This is a genomic window from Antarcticibacterium sp. 1MA-6-2, assembly GCF_021535135.1.
Taxonomy (GTDB): Bacteria; Bacteroidota; Bacteroidia; order Flavobacteriales; family Flavobacteriaceae; genus Gillisia.
This window is the reverse complement of sequence record NZ_CP091036.1, coordinates 2,880,171-2,901,184: the sequence shown is the minus strand read 5'-3', so window position 1 is coordinate 2,901,184 and position 21,014 is coordinate 2,880,171. Positions and strand designations below refer to the sequence as shown.

The window sequence follows — 21,014 nt, the reverse complement described above, 5'->3', positions numbered from 1 at the left end:
ATTCCGCAGCTTCTATTGGTGGAAATTCCACTGTTGAACCAATGATGGGTTTATATGAGAAGTATGAACATGTAGGTCCTGTTGATCCCAATGATCCATATGCAAATTTAGATCCTAGATGGGATTATAATGTTTATTACACCGGGCAACCTATTGGAAACAACATCTATAATTCCTGGCCCACAAGTGATACTCCTGATAGGGTGAGTGGAAGTGAATGGTCAACCCTGTATGGTTTTAACCTTAAGAAGTGGGTAGATTATGACGCGTATGCTGCTAATCCTGACCTTGGTGAAACTAATATGATCCTGATGAGATATGCTGATGTTCTTTTAATGTATGCTGAAGCAAAAATAGAATTGGGTGAAATAGACCAGTCTGTATATGACGCCATAAACCAGGTTAGGCAACGTCCCACAGTAGAGATGCCTCCCGTATCAGAAAGTTTAGGTCAGGAAGAGCTAAGGCAATTTGTGAGAGATGAACGTGCGCGGGAGCTGGCTTTTGAAGGATTACGCCTGTTTGATATAAACCGATGGGAAATTGGTGAAGAAAAGGCAGGTCTGCTTCAGGGTATGTATTATTTAAATGCGGCTTAGTCAATGGGAAATAATGGACTATGGACAGATAGCAAGCTTTAGACCAAGAGATTATTGCTGGCCTATTCCTGCAAGTGAAATGGATATAAACGATGTAATTACGCAGAACCCCGGCTATTAATTGATTAAAATGGAGGTAGTTCAGGCCTAAGGTCTTAGACTGGAATTTACCCCGGAAAAAATACCTGATTAGTCGTTGCTGTAACATGGGATTTTTTTAAAATCCCGTGTTTCGGCTTTAAAACCCAAAGGCTAATTATTTGTTTGATCGTCGAGGAGGTGTATAAAAAAAAGAATTATGACAAATAATAAAAAATTATTAATAAATGATCGAAGGAGCTTTATCAAATCTACAGGTGCGGCTCTTCTTTACGGTACAGCGGCCTTAAACCTGGGCTTTCCAACTCCTATGTTTGCCGCAAAGAAAGATACCCTAAGAGTTGGTTTAATAGGTTGTGGAGGAAGAGGTACAGGAGCTGCTGTACAGGCATTAAATGCTGATCCTGATGTAGTTCTTTACGCTATGGCAGATGCTTTTGAAGACCGCCTGAAGAGCTCTCTTGAATTAATGAAAAAAGCCCATGGAGGAAGAGTTCAGGTTGAGAAACAACGACAATTTGTAGGTTTTGATGCTTATCAAAAGCTTATTGATTCTGGAGTTGATGTGGTATTGCTGGCCGCTCCTCCCGGGTTTCGACCCAATCATTTGGCTGCTGCAGTGGAGGCCAGGTAAACATGTATTTTATGAAAAACCTGTGGCCGTAGATGGTCCTGGCGTTCGAAAGGTTTTAGATGCAGCAAAGGTTGCAAAGGAAAAGAACCTTTCTTTAGTATCGGGATTCTGCTTTCGATACCATTTCCCTAAGCAAGCCCTCTACCAAAGAGTATTGGATGGACAAATAGGAGACGTAAAAATCCTAACCTCTACCAGGAATGGTGGTGGATTATGGTACAAGCCAAGACAGCCGGAATGGAGTGATATGGAATACCACATGCGCAACTGGTACTACTACAATTGGCTTTCAGGAGATTTTATTGTTGAAATGTTTGTGCATAGCCTTGATATGATCTCGTGGGCAATGGGAGATAAAGTACCTGTTAGGGCTACTGGATCTGGAGGAAGACAAGCCCGGGTCGAGCCAAAATTTGGGAATATTTATGATCATTTTGCTACGGAATATGAATATGAGAATGGAGCCAAAGCATATACTTTTACCCGGCAGCAGGATGGAGCTTCAACTGAGAATTCTCTGGAAATATTTGGAACGAAGGGAAATGCTTTTTATGAAGGCAATAAACATTTGATTACTGGAGAGAATAGTTGGCAATATGATGGTGAAAGTAATGATATGTACCAAACTGAGCATGACGTTTTATTTTCGTCCATTCGTGAGGGGAAAGCAATTAATGATGGGGAACGTGCTGCAAATAGTTCAATGATGGGCATTTTGGGCAGAATGGTTGCTTATAGTGGCCAAACGATAACCTGGGAAGAGGCAATGAATTCTGAGAAATCTCTTGGTCCGCAAAAGTATAACTGGGATCTAAATTTTAAAGGGCCGGATATTGCTGTGCCTGGTGTTACAAAGGTTCTGGTATAGGAAGCGATATAGAAAAGTAAGGCTACCAGTGGTAATTTAATTAATAAAAGAAACCTAATGAAAATTCTGCAAAAATATTATTTAGCTCAATTCCAATTAATGATTGGACTGTTATTTACTTGTTATTCGTATGGACAGAACAGTAACTTTGAGTTTCAATTTGGTGAAATTGAAAATTTTGGAAAGCTCCTTTCTGACCAAACTAATATGGAGGAGCCATTAAAATGGATCAATGTAAATACAGAGAATGGTACCTGGTCTGTTAATGAGGAAGGCATCTTAGTATGCTCGGGGGAACCTATTGGTGTGGTTCGATCTGAGAAGCAGTACGAAAACTTTATCCTTCATGTGGAATGGAAACATGTAGAACCAGGAGGAAATTCTGGTGTCTTTGTTTGGAGTAACGCCACTCCGGGTGATAACAGGCTGCCAGATGGTGTTGAAGTACAAATGCTTGAACTGGATTGGGTTAAGCTCAATACACGGGATGGAGTTGTACCACCAATTGCTTACGTACATGGTGAATTATTTGGAGTTGGTGGAGTAGAAACGATTCCTGACAATCCAAGGGGAACAAGGAGTAAATCTATTGAAAACAGGGCAAAGGGAAAAGGTGAATGGAATACCTATGATGTAATTTGCGTTGATGGTGTTATAAAACTCGCGGTCAATGGAAAATTTGTAAATGGACTTAATAAATCTTCCCAAAAAAAGGGATACCTCTGCCTGGAATCGGAAGGTGCAGAAATTCATTTTAGGAATTTAAAAATTATAGAACTGCCTTCTGGAATTACCAGCCCCGATCAAATTGCTCCGGTAATTCCTTAGGAAAATTATCTGAGATTTTCGTTTATATAAGGTATAGGGAATTGGTAAAATACTTTTCTATAAGGGTGGCTTACCTCTAATTTGAAAATTTCTGAGGTAAAAAAATTCATTTCCATTTCAAATAAAATAATTAGATATGAAAGATTTTAAATTCTGCTATATTCTTGCGATTATCTTCTTGTGTTTTTCTGGATATGCACAGCAAAAGGCAATAAAGCCTCTAAAAATCATCGCATTTGGGGCACATCCTGATGATGCTGAACTTAAAGCTGGTGGCGTTGCAGCTTTGTGGGCGGAACAGGGCCATAAAGTAAAATTTGTGGCTATGACAAATGGAGATGTGGGTCATTTTAAAGAAGGCGGCGGTCCTTTAGCTCAAAGAAGGCAGGCCGAAGTTCAGGAATGTGCAAAGCTGCTGGGCATTGAGACAGAAGTTTTAGACATTCATGATGGAGAACTTATGCCTTCATTAGAGAAACATAGCGTACAGTAGCTAAATTGATTAGGGAATGGGAGGCAGATATTGTTTTGTTTCACCGCCCGTATGATTACCACCCGGATCATAGATATACCGGAGTTTTGGTTCAGGATGCTGCGGTTTTAGTCGCGGCGCCTTTTTTCCTGCCTCTAACTCCTCCAACCGAACAGAATCCAATTTTTATATACTATTCTGATAATTTTGAAAAACCCTACCCTACAGATCCTACTATTGTCGTAAGTATTGACGAGGTTTCTGAAGAAAAATGGAACTGCATCAGGGCAATGCCTTCGCAATTTAAAGATGCCGATTCCTGGGGCGGGAGATATCTTCCAAATGTACCGAAAGATGCCCAGAAGCGACAGGAATATATATTAGGAGTTCACCAAAACAGGATTGCTTCTGTTGCAGATAAATATAGAGATCGTCTGGTAGAATTATACGGATCAGAAAAAGGACAAAAAATTAAATATGCAGAAGCATTTGAATTGTGCCAGTATGGAAGACAGGTCTCTGTTGAAGAGTTAAAGTTGCTTTTTCCAACTTTTGAGAATGGCAGATAAAATTTAAGTTTTTAAGGTCTAAAATTTTAATCAAATTGGCGAATTATTGCGATTTATGAAAAAGTGTTTTAATAGAATGAATTTGAGGACTGGAGCTACACGAAGTAGCCTGTTAATAGTAATCCTACTCTTGAGTTGTAGTTATTATGTAGGACCCCGGCAGGAATTGGAGAAGGAAAGTAATGTTTTTATTCCCTATGTCCAGGACATTCCGGAATCTGATGCCAAAATAAAAATGGTCCCTGTGCCCGGAGGAACCTTTATGATGGGGAGTCCCGAAACTGAAGCTGGAAGGAACGACAACGAAGGTCCTCAGCGTTTAGTAAAGGTAGATTCTTTTTGGATGGGAGCCTATGAACTGTCCTGGGATCAATACGACCCTTTTCTTGAAGAGAAGGAACCCAATAGGCAAAATGTAAAGATCCTGGTGGATGGTAAAGAAATTGAGGTAGATGCTATTTCTACGGCTACGCCAATGTACATGGATATGAGTTTTGGGATGGGAAGAGGAGGTTTTCCCGCTGTAAATATGACTCAGTACGCGGCAATAATGTATGCTAAATGGCTGTTCGCAAAAACGGGTGTATTTTACCTGTTACCCACAGAGGCCGAGTGGGAATATGCCTGCCGTGCCGGAACAAATTCTGCATATAATTTTGGAGAAAATTCAAAGGATCTTGATAAGTATGCCTGGTTTAAAGAAAATAGTGGACAGGCCTATAGAAAAGTTGGGACAAAAGAACCCAACAGCCTTGGCTTATATGATATGCACGGGAATGTTGCAGAATGGACGATGGATCAATACCTAGAAGATTATCATGAGCAGTTAGAGGGAAACCCTTCAAATAATCCTTATTTTAAACCTACCACTCTATATCCCCGGTCTGTAAGAGGCGGTTCCTGGATGGATGATGGTAGTGGTTTACGATGTGCAAGTCGTGCAGCCTCTTCCAAAAAATGGAAACAACGGGATCCTCAAATGCCCAAAAGCCTTTGGTGGCTAACCGATGCGCCTTTCGTAGGATTTAGACTGGTAAGACCAAAAGAAACTCCTACAAGGGAGGAAATGGAAAAATATTGGATTGAGGTAATGGAGGATTTTTAATCGTTCTATCCATAGAAGAATAACATCACTAATAATACACAAAACTATGAAACATTTATTTTTTGTTTTTGCTTTTACCTTATTTTCAGGAACTATTTTTTCTCAGGAAATACAGAGTTTGTTTAATGGTGAAAATTTAAATGGCTGGACTAAGCACGGTACTGAATACTGGTATGTTGAAGATGGGGAACTCGTTTGTGAAAGTGGTCCTGAGGCAAAGTATGGGTATCTTTCTACTAATAAACCTTACAAAGATTTTATCTTAAATCTTGATTTCAAGCTGGAATCTAATGGGAATAGTGGTGTGTTTATTCGATCGCACGTTGGGGGTGAAGATGGTACAACAATTCGAGGCTGGCAAGTTGAGGTAGCACCACCAAATTTGCACACTGGTGGGATATATGAATCCACGGTAGGAGGAAGAGGATGGATAATTAAGCCTGAACCCGAAGATGAAAAAAATCTAAATCCAACTGACTGGAACCACATGAAAATTGAGGCAAGAGGAAATGAAGTTACCACCTGGCTAAATGGTAAAAAAATGGTACACCTGAATGATGAAAAAATTGGAGCGGCAAGAGGGTCAATAGCACTTCAAATTCATAGTGGAGGTGGTATAAAAGTGAGATGGAAGAATATAGAGATACAGGAGCTTGAGTAAAGTTTTTCCTTTGTTTCTGAAAGAAACGTTCTAACATATAAAACTCGCTGTTACACCTTAAGGAATTATAGCTACATAGTGGAATTTCAATAAAGTATAACTAAAAACATTGAAGGAGGGCCCGTGTTACCTACTTGATAATTTAAAGTTCCGGGATTAAAAGATCATGAAAAACTCAATTAGGTTACGCTTATCCCTCCTAATGTTCCTGGAGTATTTTAGTTGGGGTGCCTGGTATGTAACTATGGGTACGTATCTCCTTACATCTTTGGAAGTCGATGCAGTTCAGGTAGGGACAGCCTATGCAAATCTTTCAATTGCCGCAATTTTTTTCTCCCTTTTTTATCGGATTAATTGCCGATCGTTTCTTTTCTGCACAAAAGGTCCTGGGAATATTACATTTTCTTGGAGCTATAACGTTGTTTTACATAAGTACCATTCAGAATTTTGAAGAATTTTGGTGGCTTATACTGTTGAACACTCTATTATATATGCCAACAATATCCCTGGCAAATTCAGTGTCTTTTGCACAAATGAAAGATCCCGGAAAAGAGTTTCCCCGGGTAAGGGTCATAGGTACTTTGGGATGGATAGCAGCTATTTGTTAATTGGTTTTATGGATGTAGAATCTTCATATTTGACGTTTCGCATTGCTGCAGGTAGCTCTCTTATTTTAGCAATTTTCAGTTTTTTCCTGCCTGATACTCCTAAATCAACCAGAGGTACCAGTTTGACGTCAATTCTAGGTTTAGATGCTTTGTCGTTGTTTAAAGACAGGTCCTTTATAATCTTTTTTTTAAGTTCAATTTTAATTTGTATTCCCCTTGCTTTTTACTACAGTTTTGCAAACCCTTTTCTTAACAATATAGGAATAGAGAATGCGGCAGGTAAAATGACTCTAGGTCAGGTCTCAGAGCTTCTCTTCCTACTATTAATGCCTTTCGCTTTTGCCAAATTAGGACTTAAAAAAGTAATGCTGGCTGGTATGATCGCCTGGGTGGTGAGGTACTTATTTTTTGCTTTTGGAGATGCAGGTTCAGGAGCCTGGATGCTTTATATGGGTATTATTTTACATGGAATATGTTATGACTTCTTTTTTGTTTCAGGTCAAATTTATATTGATAAAAAATCAGATCCTTCCTTTAGAAATTCTGCACAGGGAATGATAACCTTCGCTACTTATGGTATGGGAATGCTTATTGGGTCTCTGTTCTCAGGCTATATAACAGAATCTTTTGTTACAACGTTTAATGACTCTATCACCTATCAATGGCAAATAATTTGGTTAATTCCCGGGGGGATCGCTGTGGTTGTAAGTTTGCTTTTCATGATTTTTTTCCGCGACAAACCGTATAGAAAAACTAAGGTGTTAAAGGAAGTGTTTAGGTAAATCAGGAACAATTTCTTCCAGTGCGGGAAGCGATTGTTTTTGCTATATAAAGTGTTGAATAATTTAAAATACAGGATTTATGAACAATAAAATAAGAGTTCTAATAGTAGGGTGTGGTAACATGGGAGCATCCCACGCAAAAGCTTACCACTCTATAGAAGATTTTAGCATTTGTGGTCTTGTTTCTACAGGTAAAAGTAAAGAGTTGTTAAACCAGGAATTAGGAGGCTCCTATGAACTGTTCGATAATTTTGAAGAGGGAATGAGGATGACAAAACCAGATGCCGTATGTATATCCACATATCCCGATACTCATGAAGCCATTGCCTTGGAAGCTTTTAAACGCGGATGCCATGTATTCGTTGAAAAGCCAGTTGCCGACACTGTTGAAGGTGCATTAAGAGTAGCAAAAGCGGCAAAAGAGGCCGATAAAAAATTGGTCGTGGGATATATTCTCCGGCACCATCCTTCCTGGGAGCGATTTGTAGAGTTAAGTAAAACATTAGGAAAACCCCTGGTGATGCGAATGAATCTTAATCAACAAAGTAAGGGAGATAAATGGAAGGTCCATCAAAACCTTATGAAAAGTTTAAGCCCTATTGTAGACTGTGGCGTACATTATATAGATGTAATGTGCCAAATGACTGGTGCAAAACCTTTACAGGTAAGCGCCATAGGAGCAAGATTAACCGAGGATATTCCTAAGGGAAATTATAATTATGGCCAGTTACAAATAAGGTTCGATGATGGATCTGTTGGGTGGTATGAAGCAGGATGGGGACCAATGGTTAGTGAAACCGCATTTTTTGTAAAAGATGTTTTTGGGCCAAAAGGTTCAGTGTCCATTGTCGCTAAAGAAGCGGGTGGAACTGGAAAATCTGATTCTATTGAAGCTCATACAAAAACAGAATCCTTAAGAGTCCATCATGCCGATCTTGATGAAAATGGTCAATTTGTAAAAGAAGATTCCTGGATAAATTTAGAAGATGAACCCGATCATCAGGAACTTTGTACCAGGGAACAAAAATATTTTTTAAAAGCCATTAAAGAAAATATAGATCTATCTGCCCACGTCGGGGATGCAGTAAACAGTTTACGGGTGGCCTTTGCCTGCGACGAGTCTGTACGTACGGGAAAAATGGTAGAATTAGATTAATATTAAATATCCCACCTGTCAGTTTTCAAAATAAATTTTATACACTTTTAAACCGTATTCCGGATTATCTCTACCTGCTTAATAGTTTGAGTCAGCAGACTTAACTTAAATTTTTCAAGAAGTTTACAATACACTAACAAAATATTTGGAAAGATTGTATTTATTTTAAGAAAAGTTTTTATATTGCTGAAGCAAAAATTTGCTTATCAGGAAATTGCTGATTTTTCTGTTCATAAATTAACCCTGTGTAATTTTATTATTATGGACATTTTTCTAGTATAAATCAATACAAGCATCATTATATCTTTTCATTATGGCAATAAAAAATATTAATTCAAGACGGGATTTTATAAAAAAGACAGCAGCTACTGCAGCAGCTTTTACTATTGTTCCCCGTTTTGTACTTGGAGGCACGGGCTACATACCTCCCAGTGATCAACTCACGAAGGCGGTAGTAGGAACAGGGGCTATGGGTAGAAATCATTTTCCTTATGAAGGAACTAGAGTTGTTGCTCTTTGTGACGTAGATAAGAATCACCTTAAGAAAGCAGCAGAGATGGTGGGAGGTGGAGTAAAGACTTTTGGGGATTATCGCGAATTGATTCAGCTCCCGGAAGTAGATATAGTACACGTTGCCACTCCACCGCATTGGCACGGGATTATAGCGGCAGATGCTGCCCGGGCCGGAAAGGATATATGGTGTGAAAAACCTATGACCAGAACAATAGGAGAGGGTAAGCGTCTTCAGGAAGCGGTTCAACAACATGGACGTATTTTCCGACTTAACACCTGGTTCAGGTTTAAAGATAACTTTTACGGAATGGCCACGCCTGTAAAACCTATAAAAAAATTAGTTGAGAGCGGCCTTTTAGGATGGCCTCTTAAGGTTACTGTGGGCAAAGGCACAGGCTTCGACTGGAAATTCTACTGGGTGGGTAAGACAGATCTTGATCCCATCTTGGTTCCTCCAGAATTAGATTACGACATGTGGCTCGGCCCTGCACCTTATAAACCTTACAATCCACACAGGGTACATCAAACTTTCCGGGGATATTGGGATTATGACGGTGGTGGTCTTGGAGATATGGGTCAGCATTACCTCGATCCCGTTCAATATTTTCTAGGTAAGGATAATACAAGTCCTGTTTCAGTAGAAATAGATGCACCACAACAACACCCCGATGCAGTACGTACATGGCGCAGAATCACCTACACTTATGCAGATGGATGCCAGATCGTGTTAGATGGAGAAGGAACACAGGAAAACATACCTTATATAGAAGGTCCAAAAGGAAAACTGTATCCTGGCTTCAGGTCAGATATTCCTAATCTTGAGAAAAAATTAGCTGCATTTCCCGATCCTGAGCCGCAAGTAACAAATTTTGTTGAAGCAGTGAAGGAGCGAAAAAAGTTTGCGCTTAATGAAGAAAATGGTCACAGGTCCTGCACCCTGGTTAATTTAGGATTAGCTGCCCTTCGTCTTGGGCGATCTTTAAAATTTGATCCGGAAAAGCAGGTTTTTATTAATGATGAAGGGGCTAATCGCCTTATTGATCAACCTATGCGGGCAGATTGGACTATGGTCCAATAATCACTCTTTGTAACCTTTAAAGAATTTAAAAACTTACTATCGTGCAAAAAATTATAAAATCCTTTCTTATTCTCACCGCACTTTTTTCCGGTACTATAGTATTGGCTCAAAGAGACAAAGATCAACGTACCTTATCCACAAAAATCGCAGATGTGCTGGCCGAACTACTGACTGAAAGTCCTGAAGAATTTAGTTCCACCATGGCCAATATAGGTGCCATGGGCGAGGAAGGCATTCTTGCATTGACAAAAATGCTTGTAGATCCTGAAACAGGTGACAATACAAATCTGGAGTATGCTTTAGGAGGCTTTTCCTTTTATGTGACGCAGCCAGAGATGGAGACTCTAAGGCAAATGAGTGTTAGTGCGTACTGCAGTGCTCTACCGCAGCTAAAGAATGTTCAAAATAAATCTTTCATTATACGTCAGCTTAAGATGGTTGGCGGGAATGATGCAATTTCCTGTTTGGAACCCTATCTTAATGATAGTTCTCTTTGTGCTCCTGCTGCAGAGGCTTTGATTAATATAAATTCTTCTGCTGCGAATGAAGCTTTATTGAAAGCATTAGAAAATTCACAGGGAGACTGTCAACTGTCATTAGTGCAGGCGATAGGAGATGTGAAATATGCCAAAGCTGGTTCTGCTATTATAAAACTGGCTGGTAGTGACAATGAGAAATTAAGAAAGCTTTCGTTGTATGCACTCGCGAATATAGGTGACCCTGCTTCAGAAAAAGTTTTAAGAAAAGCAGCAGAGGATGATGGTTTTAGCTTTGATAATGACAATGCAATTTCTGCATACCTGCTATACGGAAGACGCTTGCTTGAACAAGGAGATTCCAGGGCAGCAGAAAAAGTAGCCAAAAGAATTTCTAAAAGAGCAAAAGATGAAAGTCGCCTCTATAGCCGTACTGCTTCGTTAAAATTATTGACAGATATTCATGGGGAAGGCAGTGTGGCATTATTACGTAAAGCTACTGAGGATAAAAATGCCGAATATCGTGCAGCGGCCTTAAAATATGCTTCTAATTACATTACCCCGGAAAACTCTGATCTATGGATCAAAAAAGCTAAAAAATCTAATCCGCAGGTAGAAGCTGAGATTATAAAGATGCTGGGAGATAATAACGCAAACTCTGTTGCTCCGGAAGTTATTAAAGCTCTTGACAGCAAAAATACAGGTGTTCAAATGGCAGCCATCAATGCACTTGGGAAAATTGGTGATGATGCAGCAGTATCCCATTTGCTAAATGTGGCGAGGAATGGGGACAAACAAAAAGCAATCGCAGTGCGGGACGCTTTATTTATTATAGATGCAAAAAATTTAACTAATGCCGTAGCTGATGCTCTTCCACAAATGAGTAACGAAGCCCGCGCTGCTCTGCTTCCTGTGTTAGGAAAACGTGCTGCCAGTGACAGGATCAAAGATGTAATAAATTATGCAGAAGATCCAAACGATGAGGTACGTACTGCAGCTTTGGCTGCACTGGTACCCATGGCAAGAAAAGAAGACTTACCTCAATTATTTTCTCTATTGAAGAAAGCTGATAAGGCTGAAGACATTAAAATGCTTCAAAAAGCGGTCATAGCAGGAATAAATGAATACGACGATCAAACACAAAAATCAAAACTGGTACTGGAGCAAATGAATACTGTTTCAGAAGAGAAAAAAGCGCTTTATTTTCCAGTTCTTGCCAGTATTGGTGGGACTGAAGCTTTAAACGCTGTTGCATCTGAATTTGATAACACAAATTATGCTGCCACAAAGGCCGCTGCTATTAACGCACTTTCAGCCTGGAGTGATAACGCTGCCGCGACGGAACTGTTTAGGGTAAGCCAGGACGAGGCTAACAAAGAATATAAGGATAAGGCAGTGAACGGGTATATTAGTTCAGTTAGCCGATCAAATTATCCCGATGTACAAAAGTTGTTATTGCTACGTAAGGCCTTTGATGCTTCGGGGATACAACATAAAAAACTCATTCTGCAGGAAATAGGTAAGTTGGGAGATTTGCATTCTTTAACTTTTGCAGGAGAATATCTTGAGGAACCTTTACTGCAACAGGAGGCGGCTCGTGCAGTTATGGAGGTGGCACTTAATAATAATTACGATGGACAAATAGTAAAACAGCTGCTTAATAAAACTATTGAAGTGCTGGAAGGTGCAGAAAGTGAATACTTAAAACAGTCTATCGTCAAACATCTGGAAAGCATGCCGGAGGGTGAAGGTTTTGTTCCGCTGTTTAATGGAAAAGATTTGAGCGGTTGGAAAGGTTTGGTTGCCAATCCAGTGGAAAGAGCTAAAATGAGCAAAAATACGCTGAATAAAAAACAACAGGCTGCAGATGAGGAAATGAGGGGAAGCTGGAAGGTTGAAAATGGGGAACTGGTTTTTACCGGGAAGGGGAATAACATTGCTACTACCAAAAACTATGGAGACTTTGAACTCATTTTGGATTGGAAAATTTATGACGACGGACATAAAAATGGCGATGCAGGTATTTATTTGAGAGGAACACCTCAGGTGCAAATGTGGGACATCTCACGTGTTGAGGATGGAGCTCAGGTGGGTTCAGGAGGCTTATATAACAATCAAACCAATGAAAGTGATCCTCTGGAAGTCGCCGATAATCCCCTGGGAGAATGGAACCACTTTAAAATACTCATGAAAGGAGATCGTGTAACGGTACACCTTAATGGAAAGTTGGTGACTGATAATGTTACTCTGGAAAATTACTGGGATCGCAAGTCACCTATTTTTTCTGAAGAACAAATTGAACTACAAGCTCACGGTTCGCGGGTAGCTTATAGAGATATTTATATTCGGGAGATCGCAGAAACCGAAACTTTTGAATTGAGTGAAGCTGAGAAAAAGGAAGGTTTTAAAATCTTATTTGATGGTACCAACATGGACGAATGGCAGGGAAACACCAGAGATTATGTTATTGAGGATGGAAATATGGTAGTTCGCAAACCTGAATTTGGTAGTGGTGGTAACCTTTTTACCAGGAAAGAGTATGATAACTTCATATATAGATTTGAGTTCAAACTTACTCCGGGAGCAAATAACGGATTGGGAATTCGCGCACCTCTTGAAGGAGACGTGGCTTATCACGGTATGGAATTGCAAATACTTGATAATACAGCCGAGATCTATAAGGATTTGAAAGAATATCAATACCATGGATCATTGTATGGAGTTGCCGCAGCACAAAAAAGACATCTTAAGCAGGTAGGAGAGTGGAATTATGAAGAAGTGATTGTTGAAGGGAATAAGATCAAGGTAAACCTTAATGGACATACTATTTTAGAAACTGATATCTCTGAAGCAATAAAAAATGGTACTCTTGATGGAAAAGAGCACCCGGGACTTCTCCGTAAAAAAGGACATATTGGATTTTTGGGTCACGGTTCAGAAGTGTATTTCCGAAACATTCGTATCAAAGAATTATAGAATTTTAAAAATCTAGATTTCATATTAAAATTTAAGTGTTAATCAGTGCTTTTTAGGTTTCTGGTCGGGAATTTTAATTTCCTGACCAGGCCTTAAAAGTAAAAGCACCGTTTAGAGATGGAGGGATAGTAATTATGCCAGGTTTGAATATGGAAAGGATTAGATGTAGTATATATTACCAGGTTGTGGGAACAATATCTTTTAAAATATGAATAGGTAAAGTTTTAATCCCCTTTAGTCGGGTGGAAGCTGTGGGAAAATTATAAAAAGAAATAAATAAGGAAGCATTTGAGACTTTAAAAAAGTCAGGAAATGCAATAAAAATTAATCTTTTTAATATTAACTAAATCTAAAACCCAGAAAGAATGAAGGAAAAAATTACTAATAAATTACTATTAATTTTATTAACCTGTTCTACACTCATTCCCACCTACGGCCAGCAACAACAGACGACTGTTCAGGGTACAGTAATGGATGCTGAGACAGATGTCCCTATTCCCGGAGCAACAGTTGTAGAAAAAGGAAAGCCCAATGGGGCTCTTACAGACTTCGATGGAAAATTTATCCTTGGAGTAACCCGGGGAGCTGTTCTTCAAATTAGCTTTATGGGTTATGCAACAGCCGAAATTGAGGTGGGGGATCAAAAAGAATTTGTCATACCTCTAATGCCTCAGGCTGCTCAGTTGGATGAAGTAGTTCTGGTGGGTTACAATACCGTGCAACGAGAACATATAGCATCATCTGTAGCAGAGCTTGATATGGACCTAATAAACCAAAGGCCAATTTCAAAGCTACAGGAAGCTTTTAGTGGTACCATCCCTGGTGTCACAATGTTACAGGGGAGTAACTTACCTGGATCAGTTCCCGGTGATATAAATATTCGTGGAATAGCCACCTTACAAAATTCCTCTCCTCTTGTTATTATAGATGGAATGGAGCAGTCCTTAACTGATGTAGATCCAAATCAGGTGGCAAGTATAACCGTTTTAAAAGATGCTGCTTCTGCCTCTATGTATGGCTCAAGGGGAGCGAACGGTGTAATTATTATTGAAACAAAAAGAGGAGGCGCAGGAGAATTCAATGTCAATATTCATTCGTGGGCTGCTGTTAATGATCCCATAGATCTACCGGACTTTGTAAATTCTGCTGATTATATGCGGCTCAATAATGAAGCCCGTTATGTACAGGGCGAAACCTTGCTTTTTAGTCAGGAAGATATTAATCTGGCCCAAAGCGGAGAATATACTAATACAAACTGGTTAGAAGAAATAACTCAAAGAACCTCTTTCTCGCATAACACCAGTGCAAGTATATCAGGTGGTGGTGGTATAGGTACCTTTAATCTAATGGTTGGTTATATGGAAGAAGCCGGGCTTAATGAAGGCGAAGGCTCTCAAAAGTTTAGTGCCCGCTTTAATACCAATATCCAAATAAGTGAAGATTTTGTATTATTAGCCGATTTCTATGCTCACCAATTGCAGGTGGACCGCCTTTGGGCTGCCACTAATGGTCATGGTTTGTATAATGAGGCCTGGAGGATGAACCCTACTCAGGCAGTTACATATGAATCTGATATTGAGGATCATTATATTTTACATAATAACCTGAATCCTGTAGCAAGGATGAATCAGGGAGGATATTGGAACGCCTTACACGACAGAAGTACTGTTAACCTTAGACCAACTTACACTATTAATGATAAACTCAGTGTGCAGGGAAATGTGTCTTACTTGCTAAACAAGTCTGCCAACAAATGGGAACGGGAGACCTTTAGATTCTTTGATGGGGACGGTAGACTAGTAGATGTTTGGGGGAATGCTGTAGGTGCTGAACAAGGTGTGAGTTCTAGTCAAATTACTGCCCGTGGACTTATTAATTTTGAAAGTGGATTGAGAGATGGTAAGGACAGAATTTACCTTGTAGGAGGAGCAGAAATGATGAATTACAATTATACCGATTTCCGGGAGGTAGCCAAAGCTTCTTTTTTTGGAAAACTAAACTACTCCTTTGATAATCGATATATTCTTGAGGCCACTGTTCGAAAAGATGGAAGCAGTAAGTTTGCTCCCGGATATCAATGGGGCTTTTTTCCCTCCGGCGCAGTGAGCTGGAACCTTCATAATGAAGGCTTTTTGTCTGGAATGGTAGAGAGCGGTGTTATAAACCGTTTGAGGTTGAGAGGCTCCTTTGGTTTGATTGGAAACGAAGATGTGGACCCCTACTTGTGGGAAGAGTCTGTAAATACCTGGGGATGGACCATGCGAGTCCCTAATCCCCAATTCAGCTGGGAAAAGCAGGAGCAATGGAACGTAGGACTTAACGCCAGCATCCTGGATAATAAGCTAAGTGTTACTGCTGATGTCTATAACAAACGTTCTTATGATCTAATTTATGGAGCCTTTCCGGTACCGCCATTAACAGGATCTTATTACTTAACCACTTCTGTAAATATTGGAGAGGTTGAGAATAGGGGTTGGGAAGTAGGCGCAACCTGGAGTGATCAAATAGGTGAGTTTTCTTACACAGTAGGAGGAATGATGTTTGACAATCAAAATGAGGTGCTAAAGGCCGGATATTCAAAATCTGATACTCTTATTTTTAGAGATAACACCGACAAAATTTGGTATCAGGGAATTGGAATAGATAATTTTTACGGCTATGAAAGTGATGGTTTTTTCCAGACTGCGGAAGAGATAGAATCGAGTGCAAGTTTACCAAACACCCGCCAGGGTGATATTAAGTATGTAGATCAAAATGAAGATGGGATAATAAACGATAAGGACCGGGTAAACCTGGGAGATCCCTTTCCACATTTGAATTATTCTATAAATCTTACCATGAATTATAGAAGATGGGAGTTTAGGTTCCTTGGTCAAGGTGTGGGAGAAAGGTTAGGAAGGCTAAATGGATTAGAAGGATATCCTGTAGTAATGGATGGTTCGGCCAACAATTTAGGAACCCCACGGCAATATTACGCTGCAAATCGTTGGACCCCGGAAACACCAAATAGTCGCTTCCCGCGAATGTGGACAGGTAATAGTTCCAATGCAGTGCTTAGTGATGTTTGGTTAAGTGATGCCTCATTTTTCAGGATCAAAACCCTTCGCTTAGGTTACACTATTCCCAGTATTGGTACCCAAATAAACAATCTTAATATTTATGTCAATGCTCAGGATGCCTTCACCTTTAGTAACTGGGAAGGTCTGGAGCCGGAAAGAGATGGTGGAAATGGTGGATATCCAAGGATGGCTAGCTATAGCTTAGGCTTTAGAGCTACTTTATTTTAATAAAAATTATAAAACTAAAATCATGAAAAATATAATAATAATCTGCCTCATTTCCTTCAGTCTAATGAGCTGTGATGATTTTTTGGATAGGCCAGATCCTACAGCTACTTCTTTTGATGAGTTTTTTAATGATGAAGAAGATTTGAGACGGGTAGTGTATAGTAGTTATTTAGATGTTTTTACTCATACAGGTAACCGCAGGACATTGTTCTATATGTTGGATGGTAGGTCTGATAATGCTTATTCCCGAATTGAGGGGGATCATCATCAGGCTATAGCAAATGGGCGTTTAAACAGCAGTACACCGGGAATGGCGTATTATTGGGATCTCCATATGAAACATTTAGGAAGATTAAACACCTTTATTGCCAATGTAGATCAACCTTATGTGGAGAATGAAGCGATTAGGACAAAGTATAAAAGTATACTGGAAGCCTTGCGAATCTGGCATTATTTTAAACTGACCTTTCAATGGGGCGATGTTCCCTTTTATTTGGAACCTAAGCAAATTTAGCCGACGCGACACAACCTACCACTCCTAAAGAGGAAATACTGGCTACTATTTTTCCTTTGGCTGAAGAAATTGCCAACAGGTTGCCCGAAGAGGAGTACACCTCAGATCGTTACATGTTCAACAAATATTCTCTTAAAGCTTTGACCATGAGATATGCTCTTTACAATGAGCGTTATGAATTGGCGGCAAGACTTGCAAAGGAGATTATGGACAGTGGAAATTACTCTTTATATCCAGATTACGAAGCTTTGTTCATGTATGAAGGAACAGATAGTAATAATGAATTTATAATGTGGCAGGATATGGCTAGCCATTCCGGGGGTACTTATTCCTTTAGCCATCTCGGTCCACATTATAGAACAGGTCCCGGTGAATCATTCGTAGTTCCTTTAAAAAATCTGGTGGACTCGTATTGGACCCTGCAGGGAAATAAAATTGATGAAGATACGCGCCATACGAGAGAAGAATATGTATTAAATCCCGATTTAAACCGTGATCCAAGATTTGAAGCTACAATTATTGGTCATGGTGATATCTTCTATGAAGATACCATTAATATTTACAATCCTAATAGCCCAATGTTTTACGAAAACACAAGAGCCAGTGCTTCGGGATACTGGTGGAAAAAGTTCGTAGATGAAGCTGATGCTTTTAGAGGTGCTTGTAGTGGTGACATGAATTTTCCTTTACTAAGATACGCTGAGGTTCTCTTAACTTATGCTGAAGCAAAAATCATGATGGGGGAACCAGATCAATTGTCCAAGAATGCAATTAACCTGATTAGGGAAAGAGCTGGTTTGGACATGACCGAAGCTGATGTTACTCTGCCTCGTTACTCCTCCTACTCCCAGCAGGATTGGATCGATCTAATATGGAATGAAAGAAGAATTGAATTTGCCGGGGAAGGTTTGAGATATGATGATATAATAAGATGGAGAATTGCCGAAGATGTTTTAAACAAGCCTGCTCTTGGACACACCAGAAAAGTAAATGGTGAATTACAGTCCTTATTTATAGAAGAACGACGTTTTGAACCTCATATGTATTTATGGCCATTTCATGAAAGTAATTTAAAGGTAGAACCGGGTTTAAGTCAAAATCCTGGCTATTAGACTAACAAAAACCCATCTGTAATAATCGATTATGCTATAGTTCTAACCGTAAGGGAATATCCCGGGACTGGATATATAGGTAATCAAATTTTAATTGATAAAATCCTGAATATTATGTCGTGCTTGTCGAATTGACTTAGCGAAATAGAAATATTCGGTAGAGTATTCAGGAAATAATCTTATTAACCAGATAAAAACTAATTCTTTATAATGAAAAAAGGAAAAATATTAATATATGGTCTTTTGTTGTTTTTAGGTGTGACAGCATGCGAAAATGATGATTCCTCCGAAATTTTTTGGCCTGCCCGTGCCGATTTTAATTATTCTCCATCTGCTCCTTTGGCAGGTGATGAGATTGTTTTTGATGCCGAGCCAAGACCGGGATCGGGAGAGATCACTTCCTGGAGTTGGAATTTTGGAGATGAAAACTCCACGACTTCTACGGTTATGGATCCCACTTTCGTATTTGAAAATTCCGGAACCTATGAAGTCGTCCTCACAATTAATGATGCTTCTCAAAATGAGTATCAGGTTACCAAAACAGTAACAGTTCTTCCCCAACCTACAGATGTTTTTGAATCAAGAATTGTTTGGGATTTTACTACTGGTTCTGAAATTTCTGGAATAAATGATGGTTCAAGTTCTCCCGTTATTGGTGATGACGGTACTATTTATTATACCCAATCCAGAGCAGGTCTGGAAAGTAAAATCGTCGCTGTTAAAGATAATGGAGAGACAGCAGAGTTAAAATGGCTATCTTCTTACATGGGAGGAGATATTCCTAACGCTCCTTCAATTGGACCAGACGGAAACATTTTTATAAACGCCTGGGTTGATGAACAAGCCATTTCCAAAATTGATGCAACTGACGGGTCAATAATGTGGAGCGGAGGAATTGGAACTGACGTCTCTAATAATACAGCTGCCGTGGATTCTGAAGGTAATACTTATCACGGTTCAAGATCGCAGGGTGCTAATGGAGGAGTTTTCTCATGGAGCCCCACCTAGTGAAAAACGTTGGGAAATTACAGGTGTTGGTGCTTTTTATGCCTCTCCGGTAATTAGTTCAGACGAAAGTACCGTCTACTTCCTCAATACCAGCCAGGGTAAGATCTGGGCAGTTAATACTGAAGATGGTACAGAAAAATGGGAATCACCTGTAGGATTGGACGCAGGGGTTCATGGATCCTCATTATCAATGGATACTGACGGAACTATTTACTTTACTACAAAGACACATGTAGTGGCAATTTCAGATGAGGGTGGAACAGGATCAGTAAAATGGCAGACAGCAGTTAATGATGCTTCAAATTCAGGAGTCGTGATAGGGCCTGAAGGAGATTTATATGTAGGTTCAATAGGAGGACTTTTGGCTCTTGACCCATCAAGCGGTGAGATTAAATGGACTTTCGAGGCTGAGATTGCCGAAAGCGTTCCTGCAGTTGATGTAAATGGGTACATCTATGTGGGTGCCACTAATGGAAATTTCTTTGTGGTTAATCCTGAGGGTGAACAAATAAAAAGTTGGACTCTTGGAGATAGCGTTGTGAACTCTCCAACTATTACTGAAAATGGAACCGTGTACGTTGAAGCTACAGAGATGTTACAAATAAAGCTGTATAAAATTGTTGTTGAGAATAGTGGACCTGCAGTCTCCCCATGGCCTATGAAAGGGCAGAATGTAAAGAATACAGGTGTTGCTCAATAAAAAGAAATATTAATAATCTAAACTATCGCTTTGGCAAATTTTTTAAAAGGTATTGTAGCCGGAATGGCAGTTATTTTTGCTGTTGCCTGTTCCTCTTCATCATCTACTGCAGATTCTTCAGAAATGGACGGATCTAATCAGGAAAAAGTTGGAGAAGAATTGCGTGTAATGGCTTATAACATTCATCACGCTAATCCTCCCTCTAAACCGGAATTTATAGATCTTAATGCAATTGTGGAAACCATTCGCAATGAAGATCCAGATCTTGTAGCTCTTCAGGAGGTAGACTTTAACACAGAAAGATCGGGAGCTGGCAACCAGGCAGAGCAAATAGCCAGTCTATTAAATATGAACTATTTTTTTGGAAAGGCCATAGACTATGAAGGAGGAGAATATGGAGTGGCGATTCTTTCTAAGTTTCCTTTAGCAGAGGAAAAGGTGGAAAGGCTTCCCACACAGGCTGGTACCAATGGTGAACCCCGGGTACTTGTCACAGCTAAAATTGTAACTCCTAAAGGTAATACGATTCGCTTTGGCAGTACACATTTGGACGCCCAGAGAGAACCAACGAACAGGTTATTACAAATTAAGAAAATAGTCGAGTTGGCCCAGGATGAAGAGCTACCCTTTATTATAGCGGGGGATTTTAACGCGGTTCAGGATTCAGAGGTGATGAACATTTTTACAAATGATTTTGGATTAACCTGTACAGATTGTCCCTTCACCATCTCAACAGATAATCCTGTAAAGACAATTGACTTTATTGGTTTCAATCCTGCCTCGGGAAAATTTAAAGTGAAAAATCATCACGTTGTAAAGCAAGATTATGCGTCAGATCATTTTCCAATTGTTTCCAACCTGGTAATTGTACAATAACATATTTATTCTGCAATTATGAATTAGTACTTAACAAAAATGATAGTAACTGTTTATGGTTTGTAAGAAATGCTGGTGAGAAACTGCCGGAAA

18 protein-coding genes and 2 pseudogenes are annotated in these 21,014 nt (G+C 39.6%); all 20 read left to right on the top strand.

Annotated features, from left to right (window positions below; genetic code table 11):
- Positions 1–14: 14 nt before the first annotated feature.
- A complete protein-coding gene (locus tag LZ575_RS14810) occupies positions 15–599 on the top strand; it encodes a RagB/SusD family nutrient uptake outer membrane protein (protein ID WP_409187217.1) in 585 nt (194 codons plus the stop codon).
- Positions 589–720: a RagB/SusD family nutrient uptake outer membrane protein gene (locus LZ575_RS24320; RefSeq protein WP_409187162.1), complete on the top strand. Its 132-nt coding sequence runs from the start codon at positions 589–591 to the stop codon at positions 718–720. The genes LZ575_RS14810 and LZ575_RS24320 overlap by 11 nt, the downstream gene beginning before the upstream one ends.
- A 177-nt stretch (positions 721–897) precedes the next feature.
- The gene (locus LZ575_RS14805) at positions 898–1,332 is read left to right on the top strand and encodes a hypothetical protein (protein ID WP_235325230.1); all 435 of its coding nucleotides are present in this window, start codon (positions 898–900) and stop codon (positions 1,330–1,332) included.
- Positions 1,333–1,354: 22 nt separating this feature from the next.
- Positions 1,355–2,200 carry a Gfo/Idh/MocA family protein gene (locus tag LZ575_RS14800; RefSeq protein ID WP_235325228.1) on the top strand — a complete coding sequence of 282 codons (846 nt, stop codon included), beginning with the start codon at positions 1,355–1,357 and terminating at the stop codon, positions 2,198–2,200.
- Between the two features lie 57 nt (positions 2,201–2,257).
- Positions 2,258–3,028, top strand: coding sequence for a DUF1080 domain-containing protein (locus tag LZ575_RS14795; protein ID WP_235325226.1), 771 nt, complete (start codon positions 2,258–2,260; stop codon positions 3,026–3,028).
- A 136-nt stretch (positions 3,029–3,164) separates the two neighbouring features.
- Complete coding sequence (locus LZ575_RS14790; protein WP_235325224.1) at positions 3,165–3,521, top strand: PIG-L deacetylase family protein; 357 nt, start codon at positions 3,165–3,167, stop codon at positions 3,519–3,521.
- Positions 3,522–3,526: 5 nt separating this feature from the next.
- Positions 3,527–4,069, top strand: coding sequence for a PIG-L deacetylase family protein (locus tag LZ575_RS14785; RefSeq protein WP_235325222.1), 543 nt, complete (start codon positions 3,527–3,529; stop codon positions 4,067–4,069).
- Positions 4,070–4,145: 76 nt separating this feature from the next.
- Positions 4,146–5,174, top strand: a complete 1,029-nt coding sequence (locus LZ575_RS14780; protein WP_235325220.1) for an SUMF1/EgtB/PvdO family nonheme iron enzyme — start codon at positions 4,146–4,148, stop codon at positions 5,172–5,174.
- Between the two features lie 46 nt (positions 5,175–5,220).
- On the top strand, positions 5,221–5,835 hold the full coding sequence (locus LZ575_RS14775) for a DUF1080 domain-containing protein (protein ID WP_235325218.1): 615 nt from the start codon (positions 5,221–5,223) through the stop codon (positions 5,833–5,835).
- Between the two features lie 166 nt (positions 5,836–6,001).
- Positions 6,002–6,127 (top strand): annotated as a pseudogene (locus LZ575_RS23865) (MFS transporter); the annotation flags it as partial.
- A gap of 24 nt (positions 6,128–6,151) precedes the next feature.
- Positions 6,152–7,225, top strand: a pseudogene (locus LZ575_RS14770) (MFS transporter); the annotation flags it as partial.
- 79 nt (positions 7,226–7,304) lie between these two features.
- On the top strand, positions 7,305–8,381 hold the full coding sequence (locus LZ575_RS14765) for a Gfo/Idh/MocA family protein (protein WP_235325216.1): 1,077 nt from the start codon (positions 7,305–7,307) through the stop codon (positions 8,379–8,381).
- Positions 8,382–8,694: 313 nt separating this feature from the next.
- Positions 8,695–9,972, top strand: coding sequence for a Gfo/Idh/MocA family oxidoreductase (locus LZ575_RS14760; protein ID WP_235325214.1), 1,278 nt, complete (start codon positions 8,695–8,697; stop codon positions 9,970–9,972).
- Positions 9,973–10,013: 41 nt separating this feature from the next.
- Positions 10,014–13,424 carry a DUF1080 domain-containing protein gene (locus tag LZ575_RS14755; protein ID WP_235325213.1) on the top strand — a complete coding sequence of 1,137 codons (3,411 nt, stop codon included), beginning with the start codon at positions 10,014–10,016 and terminating at the stop codon, positions 13,422–13,424.
- Between the two features lie 365 nt (positions 13,425–13,789).
- Positions 13,790–16,711, top strand: a complete 2,922-nt coding sequence (locus LZ575_RS14750; RefSeq protein ID WP_235325212.1) for a SusC/RagA family TonB-linked outer membrane protein — start codon at positions 13,790–13,792, stop codon at positions 16,709–16,711.
- A gap of 22 nt (positions 16,712–16,733) precedes the next feature.
- On the top strand, positions 16,734–17,225 hold the full coding sequence (locus LZ575_RS14745; RefSeq protein ID WP_235325211.1) for a RagB/SusD family nutrient uptake outer membrane protein: 492 nt from the start codon (positions 16,734–16,736) through the stop codon (positions 17,223–17,225).
- 56 nt (positions 17,226–17,281) lie between these two features.
- Positions 17,282–18,337, top strand: a complete 1,056-nt coding sequence (locus LZ575_RS14740; RefSeq protein ID WP_235325210.1) for a RagB/SusD family nutrient uptake outer membrane protein — start codon at positions 17,282–17,284, stop codon at positions 18,335–18,337.
- 210 nt (positions 18,338–18,547) lie between these two features.
- Positions 18,548–19,345, top strand: coding sequence for a PKD domain-containing protein (locus LZ575_RS14735; RefSeq protein WP_235325208.1), 798 nt, complete (start codon positions 18,548–18,550; stop codon positions 19,343–19,345).
- Positions 19,314–20,045, top strand: coding sequence for a PQQ-binding-like beta-propeller repeat protein (locus tag LZ575_RS14730; protein WP_235325207.1), 732 nt, complete (start codon positions 19,314–19,316; stop codon positions 20,043–20,045). Before LZ575_RS14735 ends, LZ575_RS14730 begins: the two co-directional genes overlap by 32 nt.
- Positions 20,046–20,075: 30 nt before the next feature.
- A complete protein-coding gene (locus tag LZ575_RS14725) occupies positions 20,076–20,921 on the top strand; it encodes an endonuclease/exonuclease/phosphatase family protein (RefSeq protein ID WP_235325206.1) in 846 nt (281 codons plus the stop codon).
- Positions 20,922–21,014: the final 93 nt, after the last annotated feature.